This is a genomic window from Coleofasciculus sp. H7-1, from assembly GCF_057473865.1.
This window is the reverse complement of the sequence record NZ_JBYCCT010000032.1, coordinates 1-14,527: the sequence shown is the minus strand read 5'-3', so window position 1 is coordinate 14,527 and position 14,527 is coordinate 1. Positions and strand designations below refer to the sequence as shown.

At 48.8% G+C, this 14,527-nt stretch carries 7 protein-coding genes; 1 reads left to right on the top strand and 6 read right to left on the bottom strand.

What is annotated here, in order from left to right:
* Positions 1-266 precede the first annotated feature (266 nt).
* The 5 genes from AC2VDX_RS08205 to AC2VDX_RS08185 form a co-directional block, all read right to left on the bottom strand.
* On the bottom strand, positions 267-2,315 hold the full coding sequence (locus AC2VDX_RS08205; protein ID WP_378178145.1) for a hybrid sensor histidine kinase/response regulator: 2,049 nt from the start codon (positions 2,313-2,315) through the stop codon (positions 267-269).
* A 183-nt stretch (positions 2,316-2,498) separates the two neighbouring features.
* Positions 2,499-3,110 carry a chemotaxis protein CheB gene (locus AC2VDX_RS08200; protein WP_378178142.1) on the bottom strand — a complete coding sequence of 204 codons (612 nt, stop codon included), beginning with the start codon at positions 3,108-3,110 and terminating at the stop codon, positions 2,499-2,501.
* A 381-nt stretch (positions 3,111-3,491) separates the two neighbouring features.
* Positions 3,492-4,328, bottom strand: coding sequence for a CheR family methyltransferase (locus AC2VDX_RS08195; protein ID WP_378178139.1), 837 nt, complete (start codon positions 4,326-4,328; stop codon positions 3,492-3,494).
* A 92-nt stretch (positions 4,329-4,420) separates the two neighbouring features.
* Entirely contained in the window at positions 4,421-11,140 is a 6,720-nt protein-coding gene (locus AC2VDX_RS08190; protein ID WP_378178136.1) for a HAMP domain-containing protein, read from the bottom strand.
* A 716-nt stretch (positions 11,141-11,856) separates the two neighbouring features.
* Positions 11,857-12,687, bottom strand: a complete 831-nt coding sequence (locus AC2VDX_RS08185) for an Npun_R2479 family HD domain-containing metalloprotein (protein ID WP_378178133.1) — start codon at positions 12,685-12,687, stop codon at positions 11,857-11,859.
* 1,124 nt (positions 12,688-13,811) lie between these two features.
* On the opposite strand from AC2VDX_RS08185, the gene AC2VDX_RS08180 reads away from it, so the two are divergent.
* The gene (locus tag AC2VDX_RS08180) at positions 13,812-14,405 is read left to right on the top strand and encodes a helix-turn-helix domain-containing protein (protein WP_378178130.1); all 594 of its coding nucleotides are present in this window, start codon (positions 13,812-13,814) and stop codon (positions 14,403-14,405) included.
* A gap of 24 nt (positions 14,406-14,429) precedes the next feature.
* On the opposite strand, the gene AC2VDX_RS08175 is transcribed toward AC2VDX_RS08180, so the two are convergent.
* Positions 14,430-14,527, bottom strand: a 98-nt coding sequence (locus AC2VDX_RS08175; RefSeq protein WP_486928077.1) for an IS1 family transposase, incomplete at its 5' end; no start/stop codon positions are given.

The window sequence follows — 14,527 nt, the reverse complement described above, 5'->3', positions numbered from 1 at the left end:
AGGGTTTTGAGCTATTTTAGCTGTTTTTCTTGCACCTAACCACCTTTTTTCGGCCAGACAAGCTCTAGAGTGTGATCTTTTCCGACTTATTCAGCAAGCCCTATGTATAAGCTTTGCGTAAGTCCTGTTCGTAAGAATTGCCCTAGGATCTCGCCTCACGAATCATTTAGGACTGCGATATCCGAACCTAATTGGTGTAGAAACCCCGATCGGGGATTGAAAGAAAGATGGGTGTGCAATAGCGAAGCGCAGAAAAAGTCAGTTCGCTACACGTCCGCGAGATTTATACTCAGTCCCGCCAAGCTTGCCACAGAGGCAATTAATTTGATTGCCTCAACGGGTTTAGGCAGGTGGATCTGGAAACCTGCTTCGAGTGCCTGCGATCGCTCCTCACCCCTGGCATAAGCAGTCAGAGCGATCGCGGGAATCCTAGTTTCTCCCCGCTGGGCTTCCAAAGCTCTAACTTTGCGGATCAAGCCATAACCGTCCTCATTCGGCATTCCAATATCGCTCACCAGTACATCTGGTTTTAATTGTTCCAGGGCTTGGAGCGCTTCCTGAGCCGATGCCACAGCCGTCACTTGAGCGTGGTATTGTTCTAGCGCCGCCGTCAAAAAATCGCGGGTATCGGTATCGTCATCCACCACCAGCACCTGCAACCTCGCCAGAGAGGGAGGAGACGCGATCGCCACTTCGTCACCTGAGGATACCGGCTCCAAAGCGCAGGTCTTGAGTCGGTCAGATGCCACTGGCAGCTTCACAATAAACGTTGCCCCTTTCCCTTCTCCCTCACTTTCTGCCTCAATCGTGCCGCCTTGCAGTTCCACTAAGTTGTGGACAATTGCCAAACCGAGTCCCAATCCACCATAGCGCCTAGTGGTGGTGCTATCTGCTTGACGGAAGCGATCGAAAATATAGGGGAGAAACTCTGAGCTGATGCCTACCCCAGTGTCACTGATGCTAATTTGAGCGCGATCGCCACTATTTAAAAGGCACACCTGCACCTTTCCTCCTGAGGAAGTGAACTTGATCGCATTGGAGAGTAGATTCCAAACAATTTGCTGCAAGCGGTTAGGATCGCCAGACACCAGTTCCACCGAGCGATCGAGTACGCTTTCCAATTGAATTCCTTTATCCTCAGCCGCCGGACGAACCGCATCCAGCGCCGCCTCAATCACGGGTACGAGGTTGACTTGGCAGATATTTAAACGCAGCTTCCCGCGAATAATCCGCGAGACATCGAGAATATCCTCGATCAGTTGCGCCTGTAACTTGGCGTTGCGCTCAATCGTTTCCAGGGCACGGGTTGTCGTCTTTTCATCATACTTGCGACTGCGGAGCAGTTGAGTCCAACCCAGCATCGAGTTGAGGGGGGTGCGGAGTTCGTGAGAGAGGGTTGCAAGGAACTCATCTTTAATCCGGTTCGCCGCCTCGGCTTCCTGTCGTGCCACCTGCTCGCGGATCATCTGAGCGCGGGCTTCCTCTGCGGCTTTGCGCTCGGTAATGTCTTCTAGGGTGCCGACATGACCGATGAGTTCGCCTGTATCGGTCAGCATCGGGGAGGAGCGGAGGTAAACCCAACGCAAGATGCCCTCCGGAGTTTGGGAGCGAAACTCGTTGGAGCATTCCTGACCTACGCTCATGCAGGTAGACCAATGTGTAAAGACGCGATCGCGGTCTTCTGGATGCACCGACTGCAACCAACCTTCTTCATATAGCGAGGCTAAATTTTGCGTCTCTACATCAGGTGTCAAGCCACAAATCGCTTGGCAGCGCGGGTTAGCGTAGGTACAGCGCCCTTCAATATCGGTCATAAAAATGCCCAGAGGCGAGCAGGCACTTAACGAGCGAAAACGCTTTTCACTTTGCTTAAGTTCTGAGTTGACAGCGGTAAGTTGTGCCGCTTGTCGTTTCACCTCTGCTGTTTTCTTGAACAAGTCAACAAACACCCCCACTTTGGAGGTTAATATTTCCGCCTCCAGAGGTTTAAGCAGGTAATCTACTGCACCCAGGGAATAACCTTTGAAAACAAGGGAGTCGCTGCTGCTGAATGCGGTCAGGAAAATAATTGGCGTGTGGCGCGATCGCTGTCGTTGTCGAATCAGCTTTGCCGTCTCAAATCCATCTAGACCGGGCATCTGGACATCAAGCAAAATCACGGCAAAATCCCGCTCAAGCAGACATCTCAAGGCTTGCTCGCCCGATGTAGCTCTTACCAAATTTTGACCGAGGCTGCCCAGTATCGCCTCCAAAGCCAGTAAATTTTCTGGATGATCGTCCACTAGGAGGACGTTAACTATTTCTTCGGGCTGCATTTTCTGGAAGGTCGGGATTTGTTTGAGCGGCTTTTTCGAGAGTGTCACCGTTTAGCTGTTTATACAACTATCCAAAGTTACAAATTTTAGGAACTAGAATCCAGGGTTTTTAGATGAAGATTTGATGTTTCCAGATTTTGCTGTTGAACTACTGGGGTTTTGGTGTCACATATCTTAATTTTTTCACCTCACAGCAGATTGACAAAGGTTGACTAAAAGAGGAGCAATGTCTTGGAGCTGCAAAATCCAGTCTACCGTTACAGATGCGATCGCTGCTTCTGGCATGATCCGGCTTTCTGCTGTTGCAGGCTCTTGTACTATAGCCCGTCCGCCGCGTGCTTTAATTTTTGCCAAGCCTTTCGCACCATCCTGACTCGCTCCGGTTAAAATCACCCCGATAACTCTCTGTGCATAAGCATCAGCCGCCGATTCAAACAGCACATCAATCGACGGTCGGGCATTGCATACAGGAGCCTCGGTTGAGAGTGCCAATGTAGCGATGCCTCCGTACCGACCTTGGCGGTGTCCCCATGCCTGCCGGGGTTCCACCAGTAAGTGATAATCAGCGGGAGCCAGGTATACCCGCCGAGGCAGAATTTCTTCTTTATCTTCCGCCTCCCCCACCGGCAAAGTGCTGTACTGCTGGAGAAAAAAGCTCAGCGTGTTGTCAGAGGCTTTGTGACGGTGTTGTACGACAACCACAGCCGCTGGGAAAGTATTTGGCAGACCGGCGAGCATTACGGTTAAAGCTTGCAACCCACCTAATGATGTGCCGACAACAACAATATCAATCATCCATACTCACCAATGAATCAGTAGATGGGCAAAACTCAATGGAACGGGTGGGTAGTGAGGATGCAATAATTATTGTCAGGATTTCCGATTACCTACTACCCTTGATCTAAAAAAGCGGCTCTTCATTACTTGGTATGCTAAAAAGTTGATTCCAAAACTTGAAAGGCTTACCTAGCAAGGTATAACGATTTTGGACTGTATTTTCTATTTAATAAACGCTAAATTGGCTTAAATTCATGGCTAGTATAGCTTGTGGCGCTTCTTGACTATAAATTTAGCATACCAACTACGGAAGAGCCAAAAAAGCTCATTCCCTCCGTTTTATGCCATTTATGTGGAAAATCTGGCATTTATGTGGCATTTTTAATATGGAAGTTTTAATTAGCCCAATTTTCGGTAAATCTTTTCATGATTTTCTAACTCCTCATAGTGTTTTTCGTACAGAGTGGTTTTAAGGGATTCCTGACGACCTAACCCTAAAATTCCAAATCTACAGAGACTATCGTACAAAAGATTGTGAACCCGTTCCTGAAGAAATGGATTGAAATAGATTAAGACGTTGCGACATAGGATGACATTGAATTCATTAAAAGAACCATCGATAGCCAAGTTATGTTGAGAGAAGACAATGTTTTCCTTGAGGGATGCGCGAAAAATAGCGCTGTCATAAGCAGCCGTGTAATATTCTGAAAAAGACTTAATCCCGCCTGCTTTGAGATAATGCTGAGTATATTCCTGCATTAAATGTAGGGGAAAAATGCCACTTTTGGCTTTTCTTAATACCATTTCATTCATATCAGTTGCATAGATGCGGCAACGGTGATAAAGCTCTTCTTCTTGCAACAAAATGGCGATTGAATAAACTTCCTCGCCGGTTGAACAACCTGCACACCAGATCCGAATAAATGGATAAGTTCGCAATAAAGGAACAACTTTGTTTCTAAATGTTAAATAAAAGGTGGGATCGCGGAACATGGCGGTCACGTTGACGGAGAGACCGAGCAAAAACCGCTCCATACAGTTCGGATCGTGGAGGACTTTTTCCTGAAGCGCGGATACACTGCTTAAATGCTCCGCACGAATCGCGTTCCAGATGCGGCGCTTGAGTGAAGCGGGAGCATAGTTTCGGAAATCAAACCCGTAGTAACGATACACGCCCTCCAATAGCAACTGAATTTCAATATCTTCAAGTTCGCTGCTATTTTTGGGCGTGTTCATAAAGTAAAAAGTAAAAAGTAAAAAGGTAAAGAAACAGACACAAAGAAACAGAAAGAACTTTTGCCGTCTTCTTTGCCTTTTTTTCTTTTGCCTTATCGATAGAGCCAGACGCGCAGCAGGGAGAGCAATTGCTCGGTATCGACAGGTTTGGTGATGTAGTCGGACGCACCGGCTTCGATACACTTTTCGCGATCGCCTTTCATGGCTTTGGCGGTGAGAGCGATCATCGGTAGTGCTGCGAATGAATCGAGCTGGCGAATGGCTTGCATGGTTTCGTAGCCATCCATTTCCGGCATCATCACATCCATCAGGACAATATCAATGTCGGGGCGCTCTTGCAACTTAGCAATGCCATCTCTGCCATTTTCGGCATACAACACTTCCATTTGATGGAGTTCCAGCATACTGGTGAGGGCGAAGATGTTCCGCACATCGTCATCAACAATCAAGACTTTCTTGCCAGTCAGAACCGGATCGGTTTGATGCAATTGTTCCAGAATTTGTTGTTTCGGGCGGGGTAAATTTGCCTGCACTCGGTGGAGGAACAAGGCGGTTTCGTCCAAGAGACGTTCTGGCGATCGCACGTCTTTGATGATAATCGTTTCGGCAATGCGCTTGAGTTCGGTTTCTTGTTGCTTGCTTAATTCCCTGCCGGTATAAACAATGATCGGTAGTGTATTCAGGCTAGGCTCCTGTTTAATTTGCTCCATCAACTCAAATCCAGTCATATCCGGCAGTCCCAAATCTAGTACCAGGCAATCATAGTGCCCGGTTCTCAGCTCTTCGAGTGCCTCTGTCCCAGTGCCTACAGCCGTCGTCTGCACGTCGCTATTGCCGATAAGCTCGACAATGCTGTGGCGTTGAGTTTCATCATCTTCTACGACCAGCAAGTTCTTGACGGGGCGCTCGACGAACCCCTTAATGTCAGACAGCGCCTGCGCCAAAGCTTCGCCGCTGACAGGTTTTTGCAGATAAGCGATCGCTCCTTGTTGCAAGCTGCGCTGCTGGACTTCTTCGACGGAGATGATATGGACTGGGATGTGACGAGTGCCTGGGTCGTGCTTCAAACGGTCTAGCACCGTCCAGCCATCCATCACCGGCAACCGAATATCTAGCGTAATCGCATCCGGCTGATATTCTCGCACCATTACCAGAGCCGTATCGCTTCGCAACGCCACCAGCGCTTTGAAGCCCTGTTGTCGTGCCATATCCAACAAGATCCGAGCAAAATTGACATCGTCTTCTACAATTAGCAACACGCGATCGCCCGCTTGGATGTCATCCCGGTCATCGCTAATTTCAGCTATGTGTGCGGAGCGGGGGTAGGGACTAGCGGCTACACTGGCCTCTCCGGGAGTGGAGGAGCGATCGCCGTCGTTTCGATTCGCCGGTGGGGTCGCCGGTCGAACATCAATGGTCTGAGGGGTACTGGGTGCGACGTGATTCCTCATTCCTGGAAGGATACTTCGCACCTCAGGACTGCTCATTCCTGCTGCCCCATCTTGATAAGCCTGCGGCAAATAGAGGGTGAACGTGCTTCCCTGTCCCGAACTGCTCACCAGACGAATTTCTCCGCCCAGCAGTCGGGCAATTTCTCGACTGATTGACAAGCCCAAACCCGTACCGCCGTATTTGCGACTCGTCGTCCCATCCGCCTGCTGAAAAGCCTCGAAAATAATTCTCTGCTTATCGGGTGCAATCCCAATGCCTGTATCGCTGACGGCAAAAGCCAGAACAGTTTGGGCGCGATTTAAAATCCCCTGATCGGAACTCCAGCCGCCTGTCGCCACCTCGCCTTGCAATCGGACTGTACCCTGCTCTGTAAATTTAAATGCATTCGAGAGCAGATTTTTCAGGACTTGTTGTAACCGTTTCGAGTCGGTATACATCCCCTTGGACAGTCTTTCGTCGAATTCCACGGTAAAGGTGAGTCCTTTGTCGTGCGCCACTTGCTGGAAAGTGCGTTCCATCTGGCTGCGTAAATCTGTAAATAACATCTGGTCAACGTCCACTGACATGGTTCCAGATTCAATTTTTGCCAGATCCAGAATGTCATTAATCAGCCCCAACAAGTCGGTGCCTGCGGCATGAATGGTGCGGGTGTATTCAACTTGCTTCGGTGTCAGGTTGCCATCTGGATTATCAGAAAGTAACCTTGCCAAAATTAACAAGCTATTTAGCGGCGTCCGCAGTTCGTGGGACATATTCGCTAAGAATTCCGACTTGTACTTGGAGGTGAGTGCCAGTTGCTCGGCTTTTTCCTCTACCGACTGCCTTGCCTGTTCGATTTCCCGATTTTTGCGCTCGACTTCGCGGTTTTGCATGGCGAGTAGGCGCGATCGCTCTTCCAGTTCTTCGTTGGTTTGCTGCAACTGTTCCTGTTGATTCTTGAGCAGTTCCTCGGATGCCTGGAGTGATTTCGCTTGTTGTTCCAGTCGCTTGTTGGTTTCTGTGAGTTCTTTTTGCTGGGTTTGCAGTTCTTCTGCTAGTGCGGTGGACTGTTTGAGCAACTCTTCGGTACGCATCGAAGCGGCGATCGTGTTCAGAACTATGGCAATGCTTTCGGTGAGTTGATCGAAGAAGGTGAGGTGAATCTCGCTAAATCGGCGGAAAGACGCCAGTTCAATCACTGCCGTTACCTGTCCCTCAAATAGAACGGGTAAGACGACGGCATTGATTGGGGTGGATTCCCCTAAGCCAGAGCTGATCTTGATATAGTTGTCCGGTACCTCGGTAAGCAGAATTCGTTCTTTTTCCAGGGCGCATTGTCCCACCAAGCCTTCACCCAAATGAAAATGGTTCGCCAAATGCTTGCGCTCTCGGTAGGCATAGGTACTCAGCAGCTTCAAGAACGGCTGATGTTGTTCGCCGCTTTCCATCAGGTAGAAGACACCGTGTTGTGCGGATACCAGGGGAGCAAGTTCGGACAAGATGAGTTTAGAAACAGTCTCCAAATCTCGCTGTCCCTGTAGCATCCGGGTAAACTTGGCGAGGTTGGTTTTTAACCAGTCTTGCTCGGTATTTTTCTGGGTTGTTTCCCGCAGATTGGCAATCATCTGGTTGATGTTGTCTTTGAGGATGGCGACTTCGCCTTGTGCGGCGACGGAAATCGACCGGGTGAGGTCGCCTCTGGTGACTGCGATCGCTACTTCTGCGATCGCTCTTACCTGGGTAGTTAAATTCGCCGCCAGTTCGTTTACGTTATCTGTCAGCGCCCTCCAAGTGCCAGCAGCACCAGGCACCTTCGCCTGTCCCCCCAACTTTCCTTCAATTCCCACCTCCCGCGCCACGGTGGTGACTTGATCGGCAAACGTTGCCAGCGTATCGATCATCTCGTTGATCGTATCGGCTAAGGTTTCAATTTCTCCCTTCGCCTCCAGCATCAGTTTTCGCTTCAAGTCGCCATTGGCAACTGCCGTCACCACTTTGGCAATGCCTCGCACTTGCGCGGTTAAGTTCCCTGCCATTGAGTTCACGTTGTCGGTCAAATCCTTCCAGGTTCCGGCAACGCCGCGCACCTCCGCTTGACCGCCCAATTTGCCTTCTGTGCCCACTTCTCGCGCCACCCGCGTCACTTCCGAGGCGAAGGACGAAAGCTGATCTACCATCACGTTGATCGTGTCTTTGAGATCCAAAATCTCGCCTTTGACATCGACGGTGATTTTCTTGGAAAGGTCGCCATTTGCCACCGCCTTCGTGACTTCAGCGATGTTCCGCACTTGTGCTGTCAGATTTCCCGCCATCAAGTTGACGTTATCGGTCAAATCTTTCCAGGTTCCGGCAACTCCTCGGACATAAGCTTGCACGCCCAGTTTTCCTTCCGTTCCCACCTCTCTCGCCACCCGCGTCACTTCCGAGGCAAAGGAGTTGAGCTGATCCACCATCGTGTTGATCGTGTTTTTTAGCTCTAAAATCTCGCCCTTGACATCGACGGTAATTTTCTTGGATAAGTCGCCATTTGCCACCGCCGTCGTCACTTCCGCGATGTTCCGCACCTGCGCGGTCAAGCTTCCTGCCATGAAGTTCACCGAATCGGTCAAGTCCTTCCAGGTTCCGGCAACGCCCTTCACCTCCGCCTGTACGCCCAGTTTGCCTTCCGTTCCTACCTCTCGCGCCACCCGCGTCACTTCCGAGGCAAAGGAGTTGAGCTGATCCACCATCGTGTTGACGGTGTTTTTCAGCTCTAAAATTTCACCTTTAACATCGACGGTAATTTTCTTGGATAAGTCGCCATTCGCCACCGCCGTCGTCACGGCGGCAATGTTCCGCACCTGTGCCGTTAAGCTTCCTGCCATAAAGTTCACCGAATCGGTGAGATCCTTCCAGGTTCCGGCAACCCCTCGCACATCTGCTTGCACGCCCAGTTTCCCTTCCGAACCCACCTCTCGCGCCACCCGCGTTACTTCTGAGGCGAAGGACGAAAGCTGATCCACCATGATATTAATCGTGTTTTTCAGCTCTAAAATTTCGCCTTTAACTTGGACGGTAATTTTCTTGGACAAGTCGCCATTAGCGATCGCAGTTGCCACTTCCGCAATGTTTCGCACTTGTTCGGTGAGGTTCCCCGCCATCGAGTTCACCGAGTCGGTCAAGTCCTTCCAGGTTCCGGCAACTCCTCGCACTTCTGCTTGCACGCCCAGTTTCCCTTCCGAACCCACCTCTCGCGCCACCCGCGTTACTTCTGAGGCGAAGGACGAAAGCTGATCCACCATGATATTAATCGTGTTTTTCAGCTCTAAAATTTCGCCTTTGACATCGACGGTAATTTTCTTGGACAAGTCGCCATTTGCTACCGCCGTCGTTACTTCCGCGATGTTCCGCACCTGCGCCGTCAGATTCCCCGCCATCGAGTTCACCGAGTCGGTCAAGTCCTTCCAGGTTCCGGCAACGCCGCGCACCTCTGCTTGTACGCCCAGTTTTCCTTCGGTTCCCACCTCTCGCGCCACCCGCGTCACTTCCGAGGCAAAGGAGTTCAACTGATCCACCATCGTGTTGACGGTGTTTTTTAGCTCTAAAATCTCCCCTTTAACATCGACAGTAATTTTCTTAGAAAGGTCGCCGTTCGCAACTGCCGTCGTTACTTCCGCGATGTTCCGCACCTGCGCGGTCAAAGAACCCGCCATGAAGTTCACCGAATCGGTCAAGTCCTTCCAGGTTCCGGCAACGCCGCGCACCTCCGCCTGACCGCCCAGCTTTCCATCTGCGCCTACCTCTCGCGCCACCCGCGTCACTTCCGAGGCGAAGGAAGAAAGCTGATCCACCATGATGTTGACGGTGTTTTTCAGCTCTAAAATTTCCCCTTTGACATCGACGGTAATTTTTTTAGAAAGGTCGCCATTTGCTACCGCCGTCGTTACTTCGGCGATGTTCCGCACCTGCGCTGTCAAGTTCCCCGCCATCAAGTTCACCGAATCGGTCAAATCCTTCCAGGTTCCGGCAACTCCACCGACTTCTGCCTGTACGCCCAGTTTGCCTTCCGTACCCACCTCACGCGCCACCCGCGTTACTTCCGAGGCGAAGGAGTTCAACTGATCCACCATCGTGTTGACGGTGTTTTTTAGCTCTAAAATTTCCCCGCGCACATCGACGGTAATTTTCTTGGAAAGGTCGCCATTCGCCACCGCCGTCGTCACTTCCGCAATGTTCCGCACCTGGGAGGTTAAAGAACCCGCCATAAAGTTCACCGAATCGGTCAGATCCTTCCAAGTTCCTGCTACTCCCTTGACTTCTGCCTGACCGCCCAACTTCCCATCTGCACCTACTTCTCGGGCAACTCGCGTTACTTCCGAGGCAAACGAGTTCAGCTGATCCACCATCACGTTGATGGTGTCCTTCAAATCTAAAATTTCGCCTTTGACATCGACAGTGATTTTCTTAGAAAGGTCGCCATTTGCTACCGCCGTCGTTACTTCCGCAATGTTCCGCACCTGTGCTGTCAAGTTCCCCGCCATCAAGTTCACCGAATCGGTGAGATCCTTCCAGGTTCCTGCTACTCCCTTCACTTCTGCCTGACCGCCAAGTTTACCTTCCGTACCCACTTCTCGCGCCACCCGCGTTACTTCCGAGGCAAACGAGTTTAGCTGATCCACCATGACGTTGACGGTGTTTTTCAGCTCTAAAATTTCGCCCTTGACATCGACGGTGATTTTCTTAGAAAGGTCGCCATTTGCCACCGCTGTGGTCACTTCGGCGATGTTCCGCACTTGAGCGGTCAAATTTCCTGCCATCAAGTTGACGTTATCGGTTAAATCCTTCCAGGTGCCTGCAACGCCCTTCACTTCTGCTTGCACGCCCAGCTTGCCTTCCGTGCCCACTTCACGGGCAACCCGCGTTACTTCCGAGGCAAAGGAGGAAAGCTGATCCACCATCGTGTTGACGACCTGTGCGGTTTGGAGAAATTCCCCTTGCAAGGGTCTACCTTCAATCTCCGGCGCGATTCTCTGGGATAGGTCACCATTGGCAACCGCCCGGATCACGCGAGCGGTTTCAGCGGTGGGTTGAACTAAATCTGTAATCAGGGTATTGACAGAATCTACACTAGCTGACCAAGAACCACCTGCCGTTCCAATCGAAGCCCGCTGGGCGATTTTGCCTTCTTTCCCAACAACCGTGCTGATCCGTTCTAGCTCATTCGCCATCCTCTCATTCATCTCAATGATGTCGTTGAGCGTATCGGCAATTTTCCCAGCCATGCCAGTCTGGTCAATCGGCATACGGACAGAAAAGTTACCTTTTTTAACAGCTACGAGCGTTCTCAGGAGCTGTTTGGCATCGAGATTATCGGTATCGGCGGTTGCCTGTGCAGTTGGCATAGCTTTATCCTTCGAGGATGGTTACTTTTTGTCGCAGCCTGAGTAACTGGTTCAAAATTCTGTCATATCAATGATGATTCTGACGCACTGCGACCCTTGTTGAATACTTTTGGGCGACTCAAACGTGTTAATTTCTCGTTACAAGACGCAGGCTGAGCATTGCTACTTATCTTTACAACAGCCGCGTTCTCGCTAACCAGTAGAAGTCCTTAAGGGTTTTCTTGAGAAGCTAAGGGATTCCCAAAAAATCACCTTCTCTCGGCTGATGGTGGCTCTAGCCTGCAAGTAAGGATGCCGTTGAAAACGCTTTTTGAGCATTGTGGCGGTATTTCGACAGGATTTAAGCAATAGACTTCACGAATATGGTTGTGGCTAGCCAGAGGTCGCTTGGCGACTCCTAGCGAGGAGAAACTTGTGTCTGCGTAGTCGGTCTAAGCAATTGTTTTGAGGCTGCGTAGATGCTTATTTTCGGAGACTTGTTTGAGTTTATGAGTACAGGGTCGCTGTGTCAGTCATTAATATATCAAGAATCAGTTGGGTTGAGGGATAGATACACGCGGGAGAGGAGAGAGGATGCGATCGCATCCTCATTTTCTTCCCAAGCCGCGTAGCTCAGAAATGAAGACAATTTTGTAGTAGCACCTCGTGTAGGTGCTACTACAAAATTTCAATTGTCAGCAACGCTAAACTTTGAACATGAACTTTGAGCATGAACTCTATTCGTGTTCTACCACGAATATATTGGCGTAGAGGTTTGCCAATATCTGCTTTCCCTCTTGCGTCAGCTCTAAGTAGCGCAATCCATCCTGGATGTAAGGATAAACGACATTCCAGTAAAACTTCGGGTAGTTTCTCCGCAAATCTCCGGGAGTTTTGTAGCCTAAGGTTTTATTTATCCCCGTTTCTTCAAATTCATAGAACAATCCACTAATTTTTTGCAAGTAGCGCGGATCGCTAAGTTGACCAATTAAATCGGCGGCGCGAATTAAGCCGGGAAAGTTATTAGTATCTTGATGATCTTCATCTGCTGGCACGGGAAAACGAGTTAACTCGATATTGCTCTTGATCGTTTCTGTATCTATTAGTTGGTGACCGCCAAAACGCTCCTCAATAAACAGTTTTCCGCGATCTACATGGTAAGGTGTAAGGCTGGCATCGGTTAAGCCGGTCGGCAGCGAAATGAGCAAGTTGTCGATACCTGTGGCATACACTCTTTCACCGGGTCGGTCTTGCAGGCAAACTCCCTTCACGTAGCCGATATCATGGCACAACAAAGAAATGATGCAGTGCAACCAATCTTCGCAATAAACTCCGCCAAAGCGGATATGTTTGCCCCGCAGAATTGCCTGTCCCACTAAGGTGACAAAGATGGTGTGTTCGACGTTGTGATAAAGGGCGTCGCTGTTAGCGATATTTTCCAGAGCCATATTTCCAGCCCAAACGATGATATCGGGGTAGTCTGGTTTAAAACCGCCGTAAGTGCGGCAGTAGCCAGCCCGCAGGCGTTCAACGAAGGTATCAATCATCACCATTGTGGGATTAAACATCTCTAGTCCCCTGATAAAATTGAGAGCGCAGTTAGAAAATTCAACTACCGGAAATCAATTGTTATAAATTGATTAAAATTTCGCGAGATATACTTATTGGTTTAAACACACTCTTCTAAGATGTTTATTTTTTATTCATTTCCTAAATTAAAACACGCCTACTTGCTACTTATATCAGTAGTTTTACTTACATTTCCGCAGAGCGCAACCAGGAAAGCTCAGAAGTTTTGAGTGTTTTTTCAGGCTGTAGCAAAACTGAAGAAGCTAGAGTCTTCAGTTTCCCTCACCCCTGTTACACATCAGACCTGATTAGCTCAGGAAACCCCAGGAAAGTTCAGGAAATATCCACTTTTTCCTCGGTTATCTGCTAGAAATTGTTTTTGCTTGCACATTCCCAGGGTTTCTCAAGATGGTGTAATACCATTTCACTAATTGCCTGCAACAGAGCCGACAAATTCATGCGATGGGAGCGCCGCTACTCTAGTAATAGGGGGGACAAAGAGAAAATCGCCAGTGTAGCGTTAGTAAAGTGAATTGGTGTAAGAAGATTGAAAGCGGGAGAGGCTGACGCTTTTTTTGCTAAACGGCTACCTCCCTCAATAGCCAAGACAGCCCAAAAAGAGCGTGACGCTTTAGCCTCAGCCATAGGGATTTCCTGGTAGAGCTTGGGAAGAAGGAGTCGTTGGCTCAGCGGGGTTTTGTCCGCTTCATTGCCATTTACGGGCTGTGGCAGCTACATTTTTATAATATGAAGTAATCCTAGGCTTACTGTTTGGTTGAATTCATAAAAAATTATTAAATATACGCAACGTGCAATTTTAAATTAGTCTTTGACCCCCTCAGTTCCTATTTTAAGAGAAAGAACGGTCAAGATTTTTATTGACGGGAACTGGGAGTGCTATATAAATATAATCAAGCAATATCCCCAAAGGAACCTTGCTATTTGGAATCAGCTAGTAAAATTTACTAAATGTTAAATATAACAATCTATTTGATTTGTAATCTATTTTTTTACGAACCGCTAAAGACGCACTAGCGTTAGTGAAGCCATGCGTTCTCTTCGCTATAGGACAAGGGAGAAAGATAAAGAAGAGGATTTCACGAATTACTTAGAATTCCTATACATGAAACAGCACTTTCAAGGAAATATGGAAATTAACGAAGCATTAATATTGGTAGATAATTTAATTTTTCTTCAAACAGGAAAACACTTGAACGATCTTGAAAGAGAAGTGTTTATAGGATCTTGGGAAGGAAAGACCTATGAAGACATTTATCCTTTAAATCCTCAATACGTAGAAAAAGATGTTGGCTATAAATTATGGAAGAAGCTTTCGACTGTTTTGGGAGAAAGAGTTAGCAAAAAGAATTTCAAAGGAGCAATAGAACGCGCCCAGAAGCAGGAGTCAGACTCAGCAGAAATGCCACCGCTCATGAACCAGAACCCTTCCCAAAAAGGGGCAGAGATACTTAAGAGAATTTTTATCTCGCACCGCGCACAGGAGCCAGATAGGGGACTGGCAACTCAATTCTACGAAACCCTGAATGCTTCTGGATACATAGCCTTTATGGCGAGTGTAGGGGCACCTACAAGGGATGTCGAGAAAGGCGATCGCCAGGGAGATTCCTACGAAAAAATAGGATTTTCAGAGCCGCCTCTACTTTCTCAAATTGATACAGAATTGCAGCAATGCGACTACTTTTTGCTGCTACGGTAATGTTCTAGACGTGTGGCTCGATAGTTAAATTAACAAGCCAAACTCATAGCGATTGATGAACAGTCCAATCACCACATCATGTAGCCAAATGGACTTGGAAAAACAAATCGTCTTGCGAGTGA

Bases quoted from the DNA above. Each gene is read 5' to 3' on its own strand.
- AC2VDX_RS08205 (WP_378178145.1), bottom strand. From the start codon at position 2,315: ATGCAGCCCGAAGAAATAGTTAACGTCCTCCTAGTGGACGATCATCCA.
- AC2VDX_RS08200 (WP_378178142.1), bottom strand. From the start codon at position 3,110: ATGATTGATATTGTTGTTGTCGGCACATCATTAGGTGGGTTGCAAGCT.
- AC2VDX_RS08195 (WP_378178139.1), bottom strand. From the start codon at position 4,328: ATGAACACGCCCAAAAATAGCAGCGAACTTGAAGATATTGAAATTCAG.
- AC2VDX_RS08190 (WP_378178136.1), bottom strand. From the start codon at position 11,140: ATGCCAACTGCACAGGCAACCGCCGATACCGATAATCTCGATGCCAAA.
- AC2VDX_RS08185 (WP_378178133.1), bottom strand. From the start codon at position 12,687: ATGTTTAATCCCACAATGGTGATGATTGATACCTTCGTTGAACGCCTG.
- AC2VDX_RS08180 (WP_378178130.1), top strand. From the start codon at position 13,812: ATGAAACAGCACTTTCAAGGAAATATGGAAATTAACGAAGCATTAATA.